19 protein-coding genes and 1 tRNA gene are annotated in these 20714 nt (G+C 67.1%); 16 read left to right on the forward strand and 4 right to left on the reverse strand.

What is annotated here, in order from left to right; all coding sequences use genetic code 11:
- Nucleotides 1–53: 53 nt before the first annotated feature.
- Complete coding sequence (locus IBX18_RS15300; protein WP_194834290.1) at nucleotides 54–647, reverse strand: hypothetical protein; 594 nt, start codon at nucleotides 645–647, stop codon at nucleotides 54–56.
- A gap of 182 nt (nucleotides 648–829) precedes the next feature.
- Here IBX18_RS15300 and IBX18_RS15305 point away from each other — a divergent pair, with 182 nt between their 5' ends.
- From IBX18_RS15305 to IBX18_RS15315, 3 genes are all read left to right on the forward strand, one after another.
- A complete protein-coding gene (locus IBX18_RS15305; protein ID WP_194834291.1) occupies nucleotides 830–1201 on the forward strand; it encodes a hypothetical protein in 372 nt (123 codons plus the stop codon).
- Between the two features lie 110 nt (nucleotides 1202–1311).
- The gene (locus IBX18_RS15310; RefSeq protein ID WP_306796269.1) at nucleotides 1312–2124 is read left to right on the forward strand and encodes a CPBP family intramembrane glutamic endopeptidase; all 813 of its coding nucleotides are present in this window, start codon (nucleotides 1312–1314) and stop codon (nucleotides 2122–2124) included.
- A 115-nt stretch (nucleotides 2125–2239) separates the two neighbouring features.
- Nucleotides 2240–3070 carry a hypothetical protein gene (locus IBX18_RS15315; protein ID WP_194834292.1) on the forward strand — a complete coding sequence of 277 codons (831 nt, stop codon included), beginning with the start codon at nucleotides 2240–2242 and terminating at the stop codon, nucleotides 3068–3070.
- A gap of 110 nt (nucleotides 3071–3180) precedes the next feature.
- Here the strand turns inward: IBX18_RS15315 and IBX18_RS15320 are convergent.
- The 3 genes from IBX18_RS15320 to IBX18_RS15330 all read right to left on the reverse strand — a co-directional run bounded on the left by IBX18_RS15320 (nucleotide 3181) and on the right by IBX18_RS15330 (nucleotide 4989).
- A tRNA-Arg gene (locus IBX18_RS15320) sits at nucleotides 3181–3253 on the reverse strand.
- A gap of 96 nt (nucleotides 3254–3349) precedes the next feature.
- Nucleotides 3350–4060 (reverse strand): DUF305 domain-containing protein, encoded by a 711-nt coding sequence (locus tag IBX18_RS15325; protein WP_194834293.1) that lies wholly within the window; start codon nucleotides 4058–4060, stop codon nucleotides 3350–3352.
- Nucleotides 4060–4989, reverse strand: a complete 930-nt coding sequence (locus tag IBX18_RS15330; protein ID WP_194834294.1) for a DUF3105 domain-containing protein — start codon at nucleotides 4987–4989, stop codon at nucleotides 4060–4062. The genes IBX18_RS15325 and IBX18_RS15330 overlap by 1 nt, the downstream gene beginning before the upstream one ends.
- 114 nt (nucleotides 4990–5103) lie before the next feature.
- Here IBX18_RS15330 and argS point away from each other — a divergent pair, with 114 nt between their 5' ends.
- The 13 genes from argS (at nucleotide 5104) to atpB (ending at nucleotide 20708) form a co-directional block, all read left to right on the forward strand.
- Entirely contained in the window at nucleotides 5104–6762 is a 1659-nt protein-coding gene (argS, locus tag IBX18_RS15335; protein ID WP_194834295.1) for an arginine--tRNA ligase, read from the forward strand.
- Between the two features lie 43 nt (nucleotides 6763–6805).
- Nucleotides 6806–8227, forward strand: a complete 1422-nt coding sequence (gene lysA / locus IBX18_RS15340; protein ID WP_194834296.1) for a diaminopimelate decarboxylase — start codon at nucleotides 6806–6808, stop codon at nucleotides 8225–8227.
- Nucleotides 8224–9576: a homoserine dehydrogenase gene (locus IBX18_RS15345; protein WP_194834297.1), complete on the forward strand. Its 1353-nt coding sequence runs from the start codon at nucleotides 8224–8226 to the stop codon at nucleotides 9574–9576. Before lysA ends, IBX18_RS15345 begins: the two co-directional genes overlap by 4 nt.
- 71 nt (nucleotides 9577–9647) lie before the next feature.
- A complete protein-coding gene (gene thrC, locus IBX18_RS15350; protein ID WP_194834366.1) occupies nucleotides 9648–10709 on the forward strand; it encodes a threonine synthase in 1062 nt (353 codons plus the stop codon).
- Between the two features lie 49 nt (nucleotides 10710–10758).
- Complete coding sequence (gene thrB, locus IBX18_RS15355) at nucleotides 10759–11724, forward strand: homoserine kinase (RefSeq protein WP_194834298.1); 966 nt, start codon at nucleotides 10759–10761, stop codon at nucleotides 11722–11724.
- Between the two features lie 287 nt (nucleotides 11725–12011).
- The gene (gene rho, locus IBX18_RS15360) at nucleotides 12012–14186 is read left to right on the forward strand and encodes a transcription termination factor Rho (protein ID WP_194834299.1); all 2175 of its coding nucleotides are present in this window, start codon (nucleotides 12012–12014) and stop codon (nucleotides 14184–14186) included.
- Between the two features lie 720 nt (nucleotides 14187–14906).
- The gene (gene rpmE / locus IBX18_RS15365; protein WP_194834300.1) at nucleotides 14907–15152 is read left to right on the forward strand and encodes a 50S ribosomal protein L31; all 246 of its coding nucleotides are present in this window, start codon (nucleotides 14907–14909) and stop codon (nucleotides 15150–15152) included.
- Between the two features lie 93 nt (nucleotides 15153–15245).
- Nucleotides 15246–16316 carry a peptide chain release factor 1 gene (prfA, locus tag IBX18_RS15370; RefSeq protein ID WP_194834301.1) on the forward strand — a complete coding sequence of 357 codons (1071 nt, stop codon included), beginning with the start codon at nucleotides 15246–15248 and terminating at the stop codon, nucleotides 16314–16316.
- 31 nt (nucleotides 16317–16347) lie between these two features.
- Nucleotides 16348–17220: a peptide chain release factor N(5)-glutamine methyltransferase gene (prmC, locus tag IBX18_RS15375; protein ID WP_194834302.1), complete on the forward strand. Its 873-nt coding sequence runs from the start codon at nucleotides 16348–16350 to the stop codon at nucleotides 17218–17220.
- 80 nt (nucleotides 17221–17300) lie between these two features.
- Entirely contained in the window at nucleotides 17301–17966 is a 666-nt protein-coding gene (locus tag IBX18_RS15380; RefSeq protein ID WP_135235070.1) for an L-threonylcarbamoyladenylate synthase, read from the forward strand.
- Nucleotides 17967–17982: 16 nt separating this feature from the next.
- Nucleotides 17983–19140, forward strand: a complete 1158-nt coding sequence (locus IBX18_RS15385; protein WP_107654444.1) for an MraY family glycosyltransferase — start codon at nucleotides 17983–17985, stop codon at nucleotides 19138–19140.
- 11 nt (nucleotides 19141–19151) lie between these two features.
- Entirely contained in the window at nucleotides 19152–19610 is a 459-nt protein-coding gene (locus IBX18_RS15390) for a hypothetical protein (protein WP_107654445.1), read from the forward strand.
- Nucleotides 19611–19859: 249 nt separating this feature from the next.
- Entirely contained in the window at nucleotides 19860–20708 is an 849-nt protein-coding gene (gene atpB, locus IBX18_RS15395) for a F0F1 ATP synthase subunit A (RefSeq protein ID WP_167768945.1), read from the forward strand.
- Nucleotides 20709–20714 lie beyond the last annotated feature (6 nt).

Consider the following 20714-nt stretch of genomic DNA (forward strand, 5'->3'; position numbering starts at 1 on the left):
GGGCCTGTGGTCCGCTCGCTCATGCCGCCGTCACTCATCGGCGCGGCGCGGGGTCAATTCTTGGGCGAGCTCGCGGAGCAGACCTTCCACTTACCGTCTTCCTTCTTCAGGTGCTCGGTGGTGCTCGTGTCCGTGTCGGGGGCCTGACCCGGCACCTCCAGGGTGAGTGTGCCCAGGATGTGCGCGGTCGCGACCGCACCGTCGATCGCGACATCTTCGATCTTATCGATGTTCACCGCGACCGTCGCCGACTCGAACTCCTGCTTCTGCTCCTCGGGCAGCGCGTCGAACTCGGCCCGGTCCGCCGCGCACGCCTTGGCCGCGGCCGCCCGGAAGCCCTCGGACTCCAGCGTGTCGTAGAAGTCGTGGATGGCCACCTCGATCCGCTTGTCATCGGAGGCGAGCGGGCCCTTGCCCTGCGCAGTCAGCACGGCGCCGAGCACCACCGCGCCGCCGAGCGCCAGCAGTACCACCGCCAGCAGGCCGACGATCAGGCCGATCTTGCTCTTGCGGGACGGTTGAGCGCCGGCCTGCGGTGCATATCCGACCTGTGGGTCACCCGGCGGTGGCGGATAGGAGGTGGGCTCCTCGGGCTGCTGCGGATACTGCGGTTCCTGCGGCGGTTGCCCGCCCGGCGGATAAGTCATCGTCTCGCCTCCGTCGGCCCCCTTCGGCTTCCTCGAAGGTTACGGCAAGCCCGCGCCCGGTCGAGTGGAAAAAGGCGCTGACCGTGGCCTCGCGTGTCCTGGTACCGGGCGGGCGGTCGGGCGACCTATATTTGCCGAGTGCGGATGACCGCCCATATTTGTTCGTGCAGAGGGAGATTCGAATGCGCAGATTGATCGGCATGTCCGTTTTCGGCGTGGGTTTGCTGGCGATCGCGCAGGGTGCGGGAATCGCCGGAGCCGACCCGGCGCCGGCCGGGCAGGGCGTGTTGCGGGTGCAAGCGGCGACTACCGGTGCTGAACCGGCCGCTGTCGCCGGCGTGCAAATCGGTGTCACCACCTGCGCCGCGGGCCCGATCCTTGCCACCCTGACCACCGGGCCGGACGGCACCGCCGCCACCAACCTCGCACCCGGTTGCTATCTGGCCCAGTTCACCTCGGTTTCGGGTTGCGAACCGAAGAGCACGACCTCGGTCAAGGTGGACGTTATTCCTGACGCTACGCAGACCGCCGCCTTCCAATTCAGCTGCGCCTGAACGACGCACGACGGCTTTACCGCGCGTCCGCAGTGGTAATGGAATTGTGAGTTCGGGAGTCACCATTTCGTAGGATGTGCACCGCCTGAAGTGCGGGATACGGTCGTGACGTGGCGTTTTTCGCGAGCTCCGAGGATGGTCGGCCTGCGTTGGCGGTCAGGTCGATCGTAGTTTTCGTCGCGGTGACGGTCTGGTGGCTGGTGCTGTTTCGCGGGGCAGACCTGGTGTTCGGCGCGGAATACAGCCGGGGCCGCCATGTGGCGGCTGCGGTCGGTGCGACGCTGGGTGCGGTGCTGTTCATCTACGCGGCGCGCCGGTTCCTCGATCGTCGGCCGTGGTCCGGACTCGGCTTGTCGTCGTTCGGACCTGGTTGGCGCGCTTTCCTTTTCGGCGCCGCATGCTGGGGAATTCCCGCCTTTTTGTCCGCAGCCGTAATGATCTGGCTCGGCTGGGCCGAACTCACGGTGCGGGCACCGGTACCACAGACTTTGTTGGCGATGCTCGCACTCTTCACACTGGCACTGCTATACGAAGCTTTTCCCGAAGAACTCATCTTCCGCGGATATTTCTTCGCCAACCTCCGCGAACGCTGGCCCACCGCCGCCACCGTCCTCGGCCAAGCGGCACTGTTCACGGCATGGGGAGTCCTGATCGGCGCCGCAGGGTCCCTCGACCGCGCCATATTCTTCTTCGCATTCTCCGCCGTGCAGGGCGCACTTCGCGCCACCACCGGAAACCTCTGGGCCTGCATAGGATTTCACGCCACCTTCCAACTGACCACCCAGTTCCTCGGCAGCAAATGGAACTACATAGACCTCGATGATCCCGACCGGGCGGTCACTGGATTGGCCTTCGGCATCATCCCTTTCACGAGCACGGCACTTCTGCTGTGGTGGTACGCGCGGAAGCAGCGGCAGAGCTGATCGCCGCGGCATCGGCCTGCGTACCTGTTCGCCCACGCCACCCGACGATTGCCCGCGTTGTTCAATGAGAAGCCGTCCGGCAGGGCAGTTGTGTGCGCCAGCGAGAATTGAGTGCATGACCGGGCTCACGCTGACCAACGAGCGACGCATGGAACTGGCAGCACTGCTGGAGGGCGAGCAGCGGCTTCGGCTGGAGTATCCGAAAGTCGCGGAGTACCTCGACACGGCGCCGATGTTGCCGGGGACCGACGATTCCGCCGCTGATGCCGCATTCGATCTGCGGCTGGTGCACTTCATGACCGGCGGTGTGTCGGAGTCAGGGAATCCGTATTGGGACATCGTTTCGCCATCGGTTGGCGAGGATGGTGGGCGTCGGGTTATCAACGGTGGCAGGCGAAACGGCAGCGCGCGGCTGGCGTTCGCGCAGACGATTCTGCAAGCGGCATACGCGTACGCGGTGCCGTCGCCGGAATCGATCGGGTGGCTGGCGGAGTTCAGCGGTGGGCGACGGGTACTCGAGCTGGGTGCGGGGCGCGGGTACTGGGCCGGGCAGCTCGCCGCGCGGGGTGTGGATGTGGCCGCGTTCGATGTGGAGCCGCCTAACAGCACTGCGAATGTGTCGTTCCCGGGTGCTGCGGGTCAGCTGGACGTGTGGCATCCGGTCGGCGGGTTGGTCGAGTTCGAGGCAGAGCTGAACGGGGATTGCGTGTTGTTCCTGTGCTGGCCGCCGGGGTGGGGAGATCCGGTGGCGTCTCGGGCCTTGGCTGCGTTCGAGGCGCGGGGAGGTCGGCGGTTGGTCTACATCGGTGAGCCGAAGGGTGGCAAGACCGGCGACGATGCGTTCTTCGATCGGCTGTCCGAACGCTGGTCGATGGAATCTGCTGATACCCAACATGTCTCGTGGTGGAATCTTGCCGATGTAGCACACGGCTACGTTCAGGCCTGAGCGCATCCTCCGGGTGAGATTGAGTCATCGCGCGGCATCGATGCGAGCTCACACCGTGGAACGAGAAAGGCCCCGACCAGATTCGCACTGGTCGGGGCCTTTTCATGCTGTGCCCTCGGCAGGATTCGAACCTGCGGCCTTCTGCTCCGGAGGCAGACGCTCTATCCCCTGAGCTACGAGGGCGGGATAGCTTTCGATCGGTGGCGGGGGGCCGTCGATCGGGCGGGGAAAGCGTATCGCATCGGGTGCTGTTGGCCAAAAAGGGTGTTCGGGGGCGGGTCAGCTTTGCGGGAGGGGGGTGGCGCCGCGGGCGGTGAGCATGGTGGTGATGAGTTGGGCTTCGCCGCGCTGGGTTTTGTCCATGGTCTCGGCGAGGGTGCGCACGGCGGTGGTTTCGGCGTGCTCGGCGGCGTACTGGATCATCGGCAGGCCGCCCTGGTGGTGGCGCAGCATGAGTTGCAAGAAGAGGGTGTCGAGCTCGGGGCCGGTGGCTTGGCGGAGGGCGGCGAGGTCGGCGGGGGTGGCCATGCCGGGCATGGTCGGCATGGGGCCGGTCGCGGCCGCAGTGGTGCCGTTGTGTCCGTGGCCGGTCGGCTGCTCGTGCATCCAGCCCATGTAGCCGTCGATGCTCTGCGCGGGTTCGCCCCACAGCTGGAGCCAGCCCTGCATGCGACCGACCTGGTTCTGCTGGGTGGTCATGATGTCGTAGGCGAGGCGGCGCACGTCGGTGTCGGTGGAGCGGACCAGCACGACGCCGGCCATCTCGACGGCTTGCGCGTGGTGGGCCGACATGTCCTGGTTGAAGCCGACGTCGACGGTGCCGGGGTCCGGTTCGGACGAGCCGTCGAGCGGCAGTCGAATCAATGTGCCGAGCGCGACGCCGATCAGAATGGCCCCGATCAGGCCGAGGGCGAGCAGTGCGGTGCGCTGGCGACGGACCTGCGCACCGAGGCCGGACTCGGTGGAGTCCGGCTCGACGTCGGCGGCCACTAGCTCCCTGCCCCCGGCGCGGGAGCGGGCTGACCGGGCGCAGGTTGACCCGGCACGGGCTGACCCGGCCGTGGCTGTCCGGGCACTGGCGCGCCGGGCAGACCCGGCAGTCCGGGAACGCCGGGCACGCCCGGCAACCCACCGGGAATCTCCGACGGATCCGGCTGCAGTCCCTTGCCATCCATCGGCACCGCGTCCGGTCCGGGCGGCGTCGGGTCGAACGGCGGCGGGTTGTCGGTGTCGAACGCGATGGTCGAGCAGTCCGCGCCGACCTCCGGGTACGTGTAGTTGTTCAGGCGCAGTGCCGTGATGAACTGGCCGACGCGCTTGTCCTGCGCGCTGTCCAGCTTGAGCTGATGCCCCCAGGACTGCAGCGACACCGGGGTGTCCAAACCGGGATACGGCGACATCAGCGAGTACGGCTTGCCCTGCACCTTGCTCTTCAGCGAGTCCAGACCGGCGGCGTCCACCTTGTCCGGGTTGTAGGTGATCCACACCGCGCCGTGCTCGAGCGAGTGCACCGCGTTCTCCATCCGGATCGGCTTGTCGTAGACGACGCCGGTGCAGGTGGCCCAGGAGGCGTCGTGCGGTCCGCCGAACGCGGGGCTCTGGTCGTAGGCGACCCGCTGGTTGGGGCCGATGTGCAGCCCGGCCGGGTACTCCTTCTTGACCACGCCTTCGATCGAGTCCGACGGGTCTTTGCGCTCTGCGCTGGGTGTGTACTTCTCCAGGCTGGCCTTCTCCTGGTACTTGGGTACCAGGCTGTAGGCGAGCGCACCGATCAGTGCGATGATGACTACGGCCGCGCCGATGGCCAACCAGGGGATCTGACGATTCTTCTTGGGAAGTTGTCCTCGGCCGCCCCCTTTATGGGAGCCGGACAACTTGGCGGCGGCTTTGGCCGATTTGGCGCTGGGACTGCTCGGCATCGCTCGTTGTGCTCTCTCGACGTGATGGATCCGCGGGCTGCTGTGGGTTGCGGACGGTTCCGGCGCAGTGCCCACTCGAGGTGTACACCCGCCAAGACCATAGGATAGAGACTCGTGACTCCAGCTGACCTTGCAGATCTCCTTCGCGCTACTGCGGCGAAGGTGCTTGTCGAACGCGGACTGGACCCCGCGGTACTCCCCGACGAGGTCACTGTCGAGCGCCCCCGCAACCCTGAACACGGTGACTATGCCACGAATGTGGCGATGAAGGTCGCGAAAAAGGCAGGTACGAATCCGCGAGATCTGGCGACCTGGCTCGCCGACGCGCTGAGCTCCACCGATGAGGTGGCCTCCGCCGAGGTGGCGGGTCCGGGCTTCCTGAACATCCGGCTCGCCGCGTCCGCGCAGGGCGCGATCATCGAGCAGGTGCTCGCCGCCGGGACGGCCTACGGGAGCTCGGAGCTGCTGAAGGGCAGCCGGATCAACCTGGAGTTCGTCTCCGCCAACCCGACCGGTCCGGTGCATCTCGGTGGCACCCGGTGGGCCGCGGTCGGTGACGCGCTCGGCCGGATCCTGGCGACCCAGGGCGCCGAGGTGGTGCGCGAGTACTACTTCAACGATCACGGCGCGCAGATCGAGCGGTTCGCCAGGTCGCTGGTCGCGGCGGCCGCCGGCGCGCCGACCCCGGACGACGGCTACGCGGGCGCCTACATCGGCGAGATCGCGAGCACGATCGTGGCCGCACACCCGGAGGCGCTGTCGCTGCCGGAAGACGAGCGTCAGGAACTGTTCCGCGCCGAGGGCGTCGAGCTGATGTTCGCGCAGATTCGGCAGTCGCTGCACGAATTCGGCACCGACTTCGATGTCTTCTTCAACGAGAGCTCGCTGTTCGAGTCGGGCGCGGTCGAGCAGGCCGTGGCGAAGCTGACCGAATCCGGCGATCTTTATGAAAAAGACGGCGCCTGGTGGATCGCCAGTTCCGAATACGGCGACGATCAGGATCGCGTTGTCATCAAAAGCGACGGCAAGCCCGCTTATGTCGCCGGCGATATCGCCTACTTCCAGAACAAGCGGGCCCGCGGTTTCGATCTCTGCATTTACATGCTCGGTGCCGACCACCACGGCTATATCGGTCGGTTGAAGGCGATCGCCTCGGTGTCCGGCGAAGATCCGGCGACCGTCGAGGTGTTGATCGGGCAGATGGTGAATCTGCTCAAAGACGGTGTCGCCCTGAAAATGAGCAAGCGCGCGGGCACCGTGGTCACGCTGGAGGATCTGGTCGAGGCGATCGGTGTCGATGCCGGTCGGTACTCGCTGGTGCGCTCCTCGGTGAACTCCAGCATCGACATCGACCTGGACCTGTGGACCAGCCAGAGCAGCGAGAACCCGGTCTACTACGTGCAATACGCGCACGCGCGGACCGCGTCGATCGCCCGCAATGCCGCCGAGTTCGAATACGACAAGGTGACACCGGATCTCGCGCTGCTGACCTCGGACGAGGAGGGCGAACTCATCCGCACCCTCGGCGAGTACCCGCGCGTGGTGACCAGCGCCGCGAGCCTGCGCGAGCCGCACCGGGTCGCGCGCTACCTGGAGGAGCTGGCCGGTACCTACCACCGCTTCCAGACCAACAAGAACCTGCGCGTGCTGCCCCTGGGCGACGAGCCCGTCAGCCCCACCAACGCCGCCCGGCTGGTGCTGGTCAACGCGACCCGTCAGGTCCTCGCGAACGGCCTCGCCCTGCTCGGTGTCAGCGCGCCGGAGCGCATGTGAACGGGCACAAGGACTTTCAGACGAGCGCCAGGGAGGAACTGTAATGAGTGCGCACCCCGCCGGGCCTCGCCATGCCGAGATCCCGCACGCCCCCAATCTGCCGGAGCGCCCCCGCGATCCGCAGCAGATGATCGATCTGCCCGCGAACGTCTGGCCGCGCAACGCCGCCCGCGACGACGACGGCGTGGTGCGGCTGGCCGGTGTGCCGGTGCACGAGCTGGCCGCCGAATTCGGCACCCCCCTGTTCGTGGTGGACGAGGACGATTTCCGTTCGCGCTGCCGCGACATGGTGCGTGCGTTCGGCACCAACGCGCGAGTTCACTACGCGTCCAAGGCTTTCCTGTGTGGCGAGATCGCCCGCTGGATCCGCGACGAGGGCTTGTCGCTGGACGTCTGCTCCGGTGGCGAGCTCGCGGTAGCCCTGCACGCAGGCTTCCCCGCTGAGCGGATTGCCTTGCACGGCAACAACAAATCCGCGACCGAACTGGAGTCCGCGGTGGCCGCCGGTGTCGGCCACGTGGTGGTCGACTCGCTGATCGAGATCGAACGCCTGGAAGCCATCGCGGGCCGCGCCGGGGTGGTCCAGGACGTGCTGGTCCGGGTCACCGTCGGCGTGGAAGCCCATACGCACGAATACATTTCGACCGCGCACGAGGATCAGAAGTTCGGCTTCTCGATCGCCGGCGGCGACGCCATGGAGGCGCTCGCTCGCGTCTTCGACGCGGACAACCTGCGCCTGGTCGGCCTGCACAGCCATATCGGTTCGCAGATCTTCGAGATCGACGGCTTCGAGATCGCCGCGCGCCGCATGCTGCGGTTGCTGCACGACGCCGTGGAAAAGTTCGGCGTCGACCGCACCTCGCAGATCTCGACGCTGGATCTCGGTGGCGGACTTGGTATTTCGTACTTGCCGAGCGATGACCCGCCGCCGCTGGACGATTTCGCCGCGAAGGTGCTCGATCTGGTCGCCGCCGAGGCGGTCGCCATCGGCCTGCAGCAGCCGAAGATCGCGGTGGAGCCCGGCCGCGCCATCGCCGGGCCCGGCACGGTCACCCTGTACGAGGTCGGCACCATCAAGGATGTCTCCCTCGACGGCGGCCTGCGCAGGCGCTACATCAGCGTCGACGGCGGCATGAGCGACAACATCCGCCCGGCGCTGTACCAGGCCGACTACGACTGCCGCCTGGTCTCCCGCTCCTCCGAGGCCGCGCCGGTGGTCGCGCGCGTAGTCGGAAAGCATTGCGAGAGTGGCGATATCGTCATCCGCGATACCTGGATGCCCGCCGATGTCGGCCCCGGCGATCTGGTCGCCGTCGCCGCGACCGGCGCGTACTGCTATTCGATGTCCAGCCGATACAACCAGCTGACCCGCCCTGCGGTCGTCGCGGTGCGTGACGGACAACCGCGACTCATTCTGCGCCGGGAAACGGTGGCGGACCTGCTCAGCTTGGAGGTTGAATCATGACGGATCTCGCTAGGAATACCTGGGGGAGAGATCAGCCGATCGGCGTCGCGGTCCTCGGCATGGGCAATGTCGGCACCGAGGTCGTGCGGATTCTGCGTGATCACTCCGAGGACCTGCGCTCGCGCGTCGGTGCGCCGGTGGTGCTGCGCGGCGTCGCCGTCCGCAATCCGGACAACGATCGCGGCCTGCCCGCACACCTGCTGACCACCGACGCCGACGCCCTGGTCGCCCGCGACGACGTCGACATCGTGGTCGAGGTGATCGGCGGCATCGACCCGCCGCGGCGGCTCATCCTGGCCGCGCTGAACGCGGGCAAATCCGTGGTGACCGCGAACAAGGCGCTGCTGGCCGACTACACCGGCGAACTCGCCGCGGCCGCTGAACGCAACCGCGCCGATCTCTACTTCGAGGCCGCGGTCGCGGGTGCCATCCCGGTGGTCCGCCCGCTCATCCAGTCGCTGGCCGGTGACCGCGTCAACCGGGTCGTCGGCATCGTCAACGGCACCACCAACTTCATCCTCTCCGCGATGGACGAGACCGGCGCCGACTACGAGGTCACCCTGAAGGAGGCCACCCGCCTCGGTTACGCGGAGGCCGACCCGACCGCCGACGTGGAGGGCTACGACGCCGCCGCCAAGGCCGCCATCCTGGCCTCGCTCGCGTTCCACACCCGGGTGACCGCCGCCGACGTCTTCCGCGAGGGCATCTCCAAGATCAGCGCCGAGGACCTGGAGACCGCGTCCGCACTGAACTGCACGGTCAAGCTGCTCGCCATCTGCGAGCGGGTCGCCGCGGGACCGGGCGAGCCGACCGTGGCCGAGGGCGGCAAGGAGCGCGTCTCGGTGCGCGTCTACCCGGCGCTCGTGCCGCGCAAGCACCCGCTGGCCGCCGTGAGCGGCGCCTTCAACGCAGTCGTCGTCGAGGCGGAGAACGCGGGCAGGCTGATGTTCTACGGGCAGGGCGCCGGCGGCGCACCGACCGCCTCCGCGGTGCTCGGCGATCTGGTGATGGCCGCGCGCAACAAGTTCTACGGTGGTCGCGCTCCGGGCGAATCGGTTTATGCTGAGCTACCGATCGCGCCGATCGGCGATACACCCACCCGCTACCACGTGAACCTGCAGGTAGCGGACCGTCCCGGGGTCCTGGCCGCGGTGGCGGGTGAATTCGCCAAGCACGGGGTGAGCATTTCGACCGTCCGCCAAGAGGGGCACGGCACGGGTGCTCGCTTGGTCGTGGTTACCCACCACGCCGTGGAATCAGCGCTCGCGGACACCGTTGCCGCTCTTGCGGAAATGGATTCCGTCACCTCTATCACCAGTGTTTTGAGATTGGAAGGCACCGAAGAATGAGTACGCTCCGGGGACGGCAGACGGCGGAGCCGGCGGGATGGGTGAGCTCCGGCGTGGCGCCGCAAGCAGGAGTGCACTCCCGCTGGCCGGGTCTGATCGCGGCCTACCGCGATCGGATCGCGGGTGCGGCCGAGTGGGAGCCGGTCACCCTGTACGAGGGCGGTACGCCGCTGGTGCCCGCACCGCATCTGTCCGAATTGACCGGATGTGATGTATATCTCAAGGTCGAGGGGCTGAACCCGACCGGCTCGTTCAAGGACCGCGGCATGACCGTGGCGATCACCGACGCCAAGTACCAGGGGCAGCGGGCGGTGCTGTGCGCCTCCACCGGCAACACCTCGGCATCCGCCGCGGCCTACGCGACCAGGGCCGGCATGACCTGTGCCGTGCTGATCCCGCAGGGCAAGATCGCCATGGGCAAGCTGGCGCAGGCGGTCATGCTGGGCGCCAAGATCATTCAGGTGGACGGCAACTTCGACGACTGCCTGGAGCTGGCGCGCAAGGTCACCTCGGACTTCCCGAGCATCGGCCTGGTCAACTCGGTGAACCCGGCCCGCATCGAGGGGCAGAAGACCGCGTCGTTCGAGATCTGCGACGTGCTCGGCAAGGCGCCCGACGTGCACGCGCTGCCGGTGGGCAATGCGGGCAATATCACCGCGTACTGGCGCGGCTATCGCGAGTACTACGCCGACGGCATCACCACCCAGCTGCCGCGCATGCTCGGCGTGCAGGCCGCGGGGGCCGCGCCGCTGGTCAACGGCGCCCCGGTGAGCAACCCGGAGACCATCGCGACGGCCATCCGGATCGGCGCGCCCGCATCCTGGAACGGCGCGATGGCGGCCAAGGAGGAGTCGGGTGGTGCCTTCCGCGCCGCGACCGACGACGAGATCCTGGAGGCCTACCGCCTGATCGCGGCGACCGAGGGCGTGTTCGTCGAGCCAGCGTCGGCGGCCAGCGTCGCGGGCCTGCTCGCCGCGCACAAGGAGGGCTGGCTGGACTCCGGCCTGACCGTCGTGTGCACCGTCACCGGCAACGGGCTCAAGGACCCGGACACCGCGCTGCTGGGAATGCCGCAGGTCCAGGCGATTCCGGTCGACCCGGTCGCGGTCGCCGCCGAACTAGAGCTGGCCTGAATTGGATTCGCGCGACGGCCAACTGTCGGTGCGGCCACGGACCGCGAGCATGAGTCGCACGCTGCCCGCCGGTCTTTCGGTGACCGCGCGGGTGCCCGCGTCCAGCGCGAACCTCGGTCCCGGGTTCGATTCGCTCGGCATGGCATTGGGGATCTACGACGAGATCGACGTGCGCACTACCGATTCCGGGCTCACCATCCGGGTCGAGGGTGAGGGTGCCGACGATGTCCCCTGGGGCCCTTCGCATCTCGTGGTGCGCGCGATCGAGCGCGGACTCGAGTCGGCGGGGGTCTGGGCGGACGGGCTCGAGGTGGTGTGCCGCAACGTGATTCCGCATTCGCGCGGGCTCGGCTCCTCGGCCTCGGCCGTGGTGGGCGGGCTGGCCGCGGGATGCGCCATCGCGGCGAAGTTCGATCCGGCGCTGGCCACCTCCGCCGACCAATTGGTGCAGCTCGCAGCGGAATTCGAAGGTCATCCGGACAACGCGGCGGCCAGCGTGCTCGGCGGCATCGTGGTGTCCTGGACCGAGACCGATCGCGCCGCCGACATCGGCCGGGACGGGATGCCGGCGGCCGAGCATCACGGCCGGGTCTACCGGGCCGTGCGACTGGACGCGCATCCGTCGCTGCGGCCGATCGTGCTCATTCCGGAGGAACGCTCCTCGACCGCGCACACCAGGGGTTTGCTGCCCGAGGTGGTGCCGCACGGCGACGCCGCGTTCAACGTCAGCCGGGCCGCGCTGGCGGTGGTCGCCCTGACCCAGCGGCCCGACCTGCTGATGCCCGCGACCGCTGACCGGTTGCATCAGGCTCAGCGCGCACCCGCGCTACCGCTGACCACCAGCTGGATTTCCCGGCTGCGGGCGGCGGGTATCGCGGCCACCGTCTCGGGGGCGGGTCCGACCGTACTGGCCCTCGGTACCAGCGAATTCCCTGCCGAACTCCGTGAACTCGCGGCGATCGACGGGTTGCGCGTCGTCGAACCAGGACTGGCCGATGGAGTCCTCATCGACTGACGGCGCGTCTGGCTTGCCGAGATTCCCAATGGGCAGCTATCCTGAGCGAGTCCGTACATCGTGCGCATCAGACGCCGGTGCTTCATCAGGGCAATCGCTCCAGCAGGCTCCAGGCTCGAGCCTCCAGGCCATGGGGGTGCTGCGTAGCTGCGCAACTGGAATGATCTCTCCCACCTCACACCACCGGTGGCGAAGCGGACGGACGCATCCGAGTCCGGCAGAATGCCCGGACTGCGGGACGAACCCTCGAAACAGCACACGGCAATCGGGGGAAGGAAAGGATTTCCGTGACAGATACGGACCTGCTCGCGACACCCGGGGTGGAATCCAACCCAACATCTCCGGGGGACCGCGAAAGTGACTCCGGACAGATTTCGAAGATGAGCGAACAAACCGACGTCGCACGATCGGGGCTGACTGGAATGTTGTTGCCGCAGTTGCGCGCGCTCGCGGGGGAGCTCGGTATCCGAGGCACCTCCGGAATGCGCAAAGGCGATTTGATCGCCGCCATCAAGGAAAATCAGGCCGGAAAACCGGTTAAGGGTGAAAAGCCCGAAGGGGGACAGGCCAAGTCCGCGGTTTCCGCCAAGGCCGATACACCCGATAATTCGGAAGCGCCGGCCGGTCGGCCTGCGTCCGCCCGGGCAGAGCAGGGCACCCTCGACGTGGCGACCGCCCCGGCGAAGGAAACTCCGGTCGCCGAGGCAGCTGCCCCGGTCAAGGAATCCGCTTCCGCGAACTCGGCTCCGGCCGAGGCCCCCGCAGCCGGCACGGCCGAGTCCACCGAGGACTCCGGCCGCGAGGCTGGTCAGCGTGGTCGTGGTCGGCAGCGGCGCGGCCGTGACCAGGCGCGATCCGGCGGCGGCGAGACCGCGACGGCCGATGCGCGTGGTGACGAGCCGAAGCAGGATGCCGAACAGGGCGAGCGGCGCCGTGAGCGCAACCAGTCGGGTGAGCGCAATCAGGGCGAGCGCAACCAGTCCGGTGAGCGCAATCAGGAGCGTGGTCAGTCGGGCGAGCGTAATCAGGAACGCGGTCAGTCGGGCGAGCGTAATCAAGGCGAGCGCGGCCAGTCGGGCGAGCGTGGTCAGGGTGAGCGCGGCCAGTCCGGCGAGCGCAACAACCAGAACGGCAACGGCGGCAGCAACGCCGGCGGCCGGAACGCTGACCGCAACAACGCGCGCAACAACAACGACGACGACGAAGAAGGCGGTCGCGGCAGGCGGGGACGCCGATTCCGCGAGCGGCGTCGTGGTCGTGACCGCGAGCCGGGCACCGGTGGCGGCGAGGCGCGCGAGCTCGAGATCCGCGAAGACGACGTATTGCAGCCGGTCGCGGGCATCCTCGACGTGCTGGACAACTACGCCTTCGTCCGGACCTCCGGTTACCTGGCCGGCCCGAACGACGTCTACGTCTCGATGAACCTGGTCCGCAAGAACGGCCTGCGCCGCGGTGACGCGATCACCGGTGCGGTGCGGGCTCCGCGCGACGGCGAGCAGAGCAACCAGCGCCAGAAGTTCGATCCGCTGGTGCGGCTGGACACGGTCAACGGTGGTGAGGTCGAGGCGGCCAAGCGGCGCCCCGAGTTCAGCAAGCTCACCCCGCTGTACCCGAATCAGCGGCTGCGGCTGGAGACTCAGCCCAACAAGCTGACCACTCGCGTCATCGACCTGATCATGCCGATCGGTAAGGGCCAGCGCGCCCTGATCGTCTCGCCGCCGAAGGCCGGTAAGACGACGATCATGCAGGACATCGCGAACGCCATCGCCATCAACAACCCCGAGGTCTACCTCATGGTCGTGCTGGTCGACGAGCGTCCGGAAGAGGTCACCGACATGCAGCGTTCGGTGAAGGGTGAGGTCATCGCCTCCACCTTCGACCGGCCGCCGTCAGACCACACCTCGGTCGCCGAGCTCGCCATCGAGCGGGCCAAGCGACTGGTGGAGATGGGCAAAGACGTTGTGGTGCTGCTCGACTCGATCACTCGATTGGGCCGCGCGTACAACAACTCCTCGCCCGCCTCGGGCCGAATCCTGTCCGGTGGTGTCGATTCCACCGCGCTGTACCCGCCCAAGCGGTTCCTCGGCGCGGCGCGCAATATCGAGAACGGTGGCTCGCTCACCATTATCGCGACCGCGATGGTGGAGACCGGTTCGACCGGTGACACCGTCATCTTCGAGGAATTCAAGGGCACCGGTAACGCGGAGCTCAAGCTGGACCGCAAGATCGCGGAACGGCGCGTGTTCCCCGCGGTGGACGTCAACCCGTCCGGCACTCGTAAGGACGAGCTACTGCTCAACCCCGACGAGGCCGCGGTGCTGCACAAGCTGCGCCGCGTACTGTCCGGCCTGGACTCGCACCAGGCGATCGATCTGCTGATCGACCGTCTGAAGAAGTCCAAGAACAACCTGGAGTTCCTGATGCAGGTCAGCAAGACCGCGCCGGGCGCTCTGGACGAATAGGTTCGCCAGTTGTACTGCCGAAAGGGCCTCGCTAGCGCGGGGCCCTTTCGGCGTACTGGGGCAGAAGAACATGAGACCGATGATCGCCGCGCCGCTGATCATGAAACCCAGAATGATCGCCGAGGTGCCCACCGCGCTCCCCTCCGGAGCGGTGTTCGGAGCCTCGTAATAGACGGCGGTTCCCGGTGCGGCCGTGGTCGTGGTGTCCGGAAGGGCACACCAGCCGACCACGACAGCGAGAATCAACAGACCGACAATCGCCGACGCGACTCGGATGCTCACAAGTTCTCCCTTCGGGTCACGGCACGCCACTGTGCGGCTTCGAGCGTTGGTACACGCCCCTTACGCCTTCGAGCGCCGCTCCCGCGAGCGCTCCTGCGGCCTCGAACGTTCGTTGGCACGAGCGCCCTGTGCTGAGGTCTCAAACTCTATGAACGAAACTGTTCGCATTCCTGAGTAGCCGACTACCCGTCTTCAGGCTTCCTGAGACAGCGGCAAAGCGCGTGCCCGGACTTCCTTGGGCGGTGGCGTCAGGGGGAGTACCTAGGGCGGGAACAAACCACTTGCCGGGGGCGTTTTGGGAGCGTAGGGACTGTTCTGGCATACTGAACGGTCGTTGCGTCTGCTCTGTTCGAGCAGACCTCCCGCCTAGTCGGTTCCGGTTCACGCTCCCGCGATTCCCGCGCGAGCGACCCGGCGACCAATATCGAGAGGACACCCATGAAGGCAGGAATTCACCCGACGTATGTCGACACCACGGTCGTCTGTGGTTGCGGCAATACCTTCCAGACTCGCAGCACCAAGGAGTCCGGACACATCAACGTCGAGGTCTGCTCGCAGTGCCACCCGTTCTACACGGGCAAGCAGAAGATCCTCGACACCGGCGGCCGCGTGGCCCGCTTCGAGGCTCGCTACGGCAGGCGTGCGGGCAAGAAGGCCGACGCGGACGACGCCGCAGCCAAGTAGCTTCCTCGCCGACGCCCGGTCCTGCTCAGCAGGCCGGGCGTCGGTGTTTTTGTATGGCGTCCTTTCATTGGGAAATCAGAAAGAGGAAGCATCGTGACGCAACCGTCCGCGATCGACGACATTCTGGCCGAGCACGCCGGGCTGGAGACGCAGCTGTCCGATCCGGCGCTGCACGACGATCCCGGCGCCGCGCGCCGGGTCGGTAAACGATTCGCCGAGCTCGCGCCGATCATGGCGACCTACACCAAGCTGAAGTCCGCGCGCGACGATCTCGCCGCCGCGCGGGAACTCGCCGCCGACGACGCGTCCTTCGCCGCCGAGGTGCCCGACCTGGAGCGTCAGGTCGCCGAGCTGGAGCAGACCCTCGCGGATCTGCTCGCCCCGCGCGACCCGCACGACGGCGACGATGTGGTGCTCGAGGTGAAATCCGGTGAGGGCGGCGAGGAATCGGCGCTGTTCGCCGCCGACCTGGCCCGCATGTACGTCCGCTATGCCGAGCGGCACGGCTGGAAGGTCGAGATCCTCGGCGTCACCGTGTCCGACCTGGGTGGGTACAAGGACGCGACGCTGTCGATCAAGAGCCGCGACGCCGCGCGCGACGGTGTCTGGTCGCGCTTCAAGTTCGAGGGTGGCGTGCACCGGGTGCAGCGCGTCCCGGTGACCGAATCGCAGGGCCGGATTCATACTTCGGCCGCGGGTGTCCTGATCTATCCGGAGCCCGACGAGGTGGAAGCGGTGCAGATCGACGAGACCGACCTGCGCATCGACGTGTACCGGTCCTCGGGCAAGGGCGGCCAGGGCGTCAACACCACCGACTCCGCCGTCCGCATCACCCACCTGCCCTCCGGCATCGTGGTGACCTGTCAGAACGAGCGGTCCCAGCTGCAGAACAAGGCCCGCGCCATGCAGGTGCTCGCCGCGCGGCTGCAGGCGCTCGCCGAGGAGCAGGCCGATCAGGAAGCGGCGGCCGGCCGGGCCAGCCAGATCCGCACGGTGGACCGCTCCGAACGCATCCGCACCTACAACTTCCCGGAGAACCGGATCGCCGACCACCGCATCGGGTTCAAGGCGCACAACCTGGATGCCGTGCTGGACGGCGACATGGACGCTTTGCTCGACGCGCTCGGCAAGGCGGATCGTGCAGCCCGAATGGCAGCGGAGTAAAGGCCTTTCGGGCAGAGTCGAGGACATGTCCATGACCCGTGTAGCGCTGCGCCCCGCCGTCAACGACGCCATCGAGACGCTGCAGGCGGCCGGGGTGCCCAGTCCGCGCGCCGACGCCGAGCACCTGGCCGCGCATGTGCTCGGGGTCGAGCGCAGCAGGCTGATGATGACACCGCTCATCGGGCCGGACCAGTTGACCGAGTATCGCGCGCTGGTCGACCGGCGCGCGCAGCGAATTCCGTTGCAGCACTTGACCGGAACCGTGGCGATGGGCGAGATCGATCTCGCGGTCGGGCCCGGCGTCTTCGTGCCGCGTCCGGAGACGGAGCTGCTGTTCGCCTGGGCGCTGGCGCAACTCGAGGCGCTGCCGCACGATCACACCCCGATCGTCGTCGACCTGTGCACCGGCTCCGGCGCGCTGGCCCTGGCCATCGCGCACGCGCGCCCCGACGCCGATGTCCGTGCGGTGGAACTCGATCCGGGTGCACTGCACTGGGCCCGCCGCAACGCCGACCAGTGCATCGACAACGGCGACACCGCGATCACCCTGTACGCCGACGACGTCACCGATCCGAACTTGCTGGCCGAACTCGACGGCCGCGTGGACCTCGTGGTGGCCAACCCGCCTTACATTCCGGACGGCGCGACGCTGGATCCCGAAGTCGCTGATCATGATCCGCACCTGGCCCTCTTCGGCGGCCCCGATGGCCTGGACGTCATCCGCGGCATGATCCCCACCATCACGCGTCTGCTGCGCAGCGGCGGCGCCACCGCGATCGAGCACGACGACTCCAACGGCTCGGACCTCGCGGCGCTGCTGGGCAAACAAGGCGAGTTCACCGACATCGTCGAGCACCCGGACCTCGCGGGAAAGCCGCGCTTCGTCGTCGCGACCAGAACCTGACGCGGTCCAAATCCTGAAGTCACGGAGTGGCGGGGGAGCGGATGGTGGCTCCTACTGGTCGCCGTGACAGGATGATCGTCGTGAGTACCGTCTACGACTGCGCGGATCCCGACACGCGCGCCGCCGGACTGACCGCAGCCACCAGCGCCCTGAAGTCCGGGCGACTCGTCGTGCTGCCCACCGACACGCTCTACGGCCTGGCGGCCGACGCTTTCGATGCCACCGCGGTGAGCGAGCTGCTCGCGGCCAAGCGCCGTGGCCGGGACATGCCGGTGCCGGTCCTGGTCGGCTCCTGGCACACCATCGACGGCCTGGTTTTCTCGGTGCGCCCGCAGGCGCGCGAGCTGATCCGGGCGTTCTGGCCCGGCGGCCTGAGTCTCGTTGTGCAGCAAGCCCCTTCGCTCGCCTGGGACCTCGGCGATACCCGCGGCACGGTGATGCTGCGGATGCCGCTGCACCCGGTCGCGCTGGAGCTGCTGCGCGAAGTCGGCCCGCTCGCGGTCTCCAGCGCCAACGTCTCCGGCCAGCCGCCCGCCAAGACCGCCGCCGAAGCCCGCGACCAACTGGGTGAGCTCGTCGGCGTCTACCTCGACGGCGGCCCCGCCGACCACGCCGTCGCCTCCACCATCATCGACTTGACCGCCGACCAGCCGCGCATCCTGCGCGAGGGCGCGGTCCCCATCGGCGACATCGCCGACGTGCTCGGTATGTCGCCGGAGGCGCTGACCAGCGCCTCCACCCGATGAGCGGTGGGTGCCGCGGATGACCGGTTCGGGTGCCGTCGTTCCCCTACGGGAGCTCCTGCTCGTACTGCTCATCTCCGCGGTCGTGACCTTCCTGGCCACCGGCGGGATCCGGGTGCTCGCCATCGGGTTCGGCGCCGTTGCGGTGCCGCGCGAACGTGACGTGCACGTCAAGCCGATTCCCCGGATGGGTGGTGTCGGCATCTACGTCGGGGTGGTGGCGGCGATGCTGTTCGCCCACCAACTGCCCGCGCTGCGCAACGGTTTCGACTACAGCCCGAATATTCCGCTCGCGGTGCTGGTCGGGAGCACGATCATTGTCGCGGTCGGCATCGTCGACGACCGCTGGGGCCTCGACGCGCTGACGAAGTTCGCCGGACAGGTGACCGCGGCGGGTGTGATGGCTGTCATGGGTTTGAGCTGGTACAGCATCTACAACCCGTTCAACAACACCACGGTCTTTCTGGACGCGCTGCAAGGTGGTCTGATCACCGTGGGGGTCACCGTGACCCTGGTGAATGCGATGAACTTCGTCGACGGACTCGACGGCCTCGCGGCCGGTTTGGGGCTCATCGCGGCGGTCGCGGTGTTCGTGTTCGCGCTCGGCTTGATGAACGACCAGGGCGGCTCGGTCGACACCTACCCGCCCGCCTTGCTCGCCGCCGCGCTGGCCGGCGCCTGTCTCGGGTTCCTGCCGCACAATTTCCAGCCCGCGCGAATATTCATGGGCGATTCCGGCTCGATGCTGATCGGCCTGGTACTGGCCGCGGTCTCCACCAGCGCGTCGGGCCGCATCCCGCTGCAGGGCTTCGGCACCCGCGACATCGTCGGTCTGTTGTCGCCGCTGCTGCTGGTCGGTGCGGTCATGTTCATTCCGGTGCTGGATCTGGTGCTGGCGATCGTCCGGCGGGTGCGGGCCGGTGTGAGCTTCTCCACTCCGGACAAGATGCACCTGCACCACCGGTTGCTGCAGATCGGGCACTCGCATCGGCGCGTGGTGCTACTCATCTACTTGTGGGTCGGGATCCTGGCGTTCGGCGCGGTCGGCACGGCGCTGATGAACCTCACCCTGGTCGTCCTGCTGGTGGCAGGCGGACTGGTCTTCGCCCTCGTCGTGACGGCCATTCCGGGCCTGCGTCGCGGGGAGGCCGCAGAGGACGGACCACCCGCCGGGTAAGGTTCGCAGACGTGAGCTTTACTCCCACCCCCGTTCCCGGTCCTGACGCCCCGCTCAAGGCAGCGCTGCGCTACGGCTTGATCGGGCTCGGCGTGCTGGTCGTGCTGTCCGTCGCGATCGGTGCCGCGGCCGCGGGCCTGCCCGGCCTGTGGGGTGCGTTGATCGGCTCGGCCATCGGCGGCGGCTTCATCCTGACCACCGCCGCGGTGGTGTTGTTCGGCGCGAAATTGCCGCCGACCACAGCGGGCATGGTGATGCTCGGCAGCTGGGTCGGCAAAATGCTGGTGGCCCTTTTGGTCATAGCAATACTGAATCAATTCGATTTTTATGACCGAATGGTCCTTTTCCTTACCGTGATCGGCGCGCTGGTCATCGTGCTCGGGGCCGAGACGTATGGCGTTGTCCGGCAGCGCGTTCCGTACGTGACGGTGCCCGATACGGCGCCGGATTCGCCGCCTCGGGAAGATTGATCCCCACCCACCTACACGCTGTCGTAGATAACTTGGTAAAGTGTTGGTAAGCAAGCAACCAAGCGAGGGGGGATCGCCAAGATCCCTCCGAGTGCCGCTATGCTTACTGCCGTGCCGGGCTCTGAGGGTTCCGGTTCTGCATGTCGACGATGTCGCCGACACACGTACAGACGCCAGGTGGAATCAAAACCCGCCGCACAGCTGCTGACGAACTTCGAGCCGACCTGAGTCGACCCAAATTGATCGTCAATGTCCGATCGAACCGTGGGATCAACCGAACCCACGGCCCGAACACGGGAGAGAACGCTGAGCGTCACCACTTTGGCGGGCGAGTTCCACGCGCCATCGCTGTCCGACTTCTTCCCTCCAGCGCTGCTGTTCGAGGGTACGCCGTTCGAAATCGATCGTTTGATGGGTATCCGGCTCCTGATGACCGCGGTGCTGGTCATCGTGATGGTCCTCGCATTCCGGAATCCCCGCATCATCCCGCGCGGGCTGCAGAACGTCGCCGAAACCGGTCTCGTCTTCGTCAAGGAACAGATTTCCGACGAAGTTTTGGGTAAGGAATCCGGCCGCAAGTTCTTCCCGCTCATCGCGACGGTCTTCTTCACGGTCCTGTTTCTGAACTTCTCCGGCATCATTCCCGGGTTGAACATCTCCTCGAACGCCCGAATCGGCATGCCGCTGGTGCTGGCCGCTGTGGCGTACATCGCGTTCAACTACGTGGGTATCAAGAAGTACGGATTCGTCAAGTACATGCGCAGCAGCATCGTGGTGCCGAATGTGCCGCCTGCCCTGCATCTGCTGCTGATTCCCATCGAGTTCCTCTCGACGTTCATCCTGCGTCCGTTCACCCTGATGGTCCGACTCATGGCCAACATGCTGGCCGGACATATCATGTTGGTGTTGTTCTTCAGCGCTACCTGGTTCTTCCTGTTCGACGCCGCTGCCTGGATGAAGGTGTTCTCGCCGTTCTCGCTCGCGGCCGGCCTGGGGTTCACGCTCTTCGAGATGTTGGTCATCTTCCTGCAGGCCTATGTGTTTGCGCTGCTGACCGCCGTTTACATCGGACTCGCGCAAAACGCGGATTCACACTGACCTGCC

This window comes from Nocardia sp. XZ_19_369 (assembly GCF_015355715.1).
Taxonomy (GTDB): domain Bacteria; phylum Actinomycetota; class Actinomycetes; order Mycobacteriales; family Mycobacteriaceae; genus Nocardia.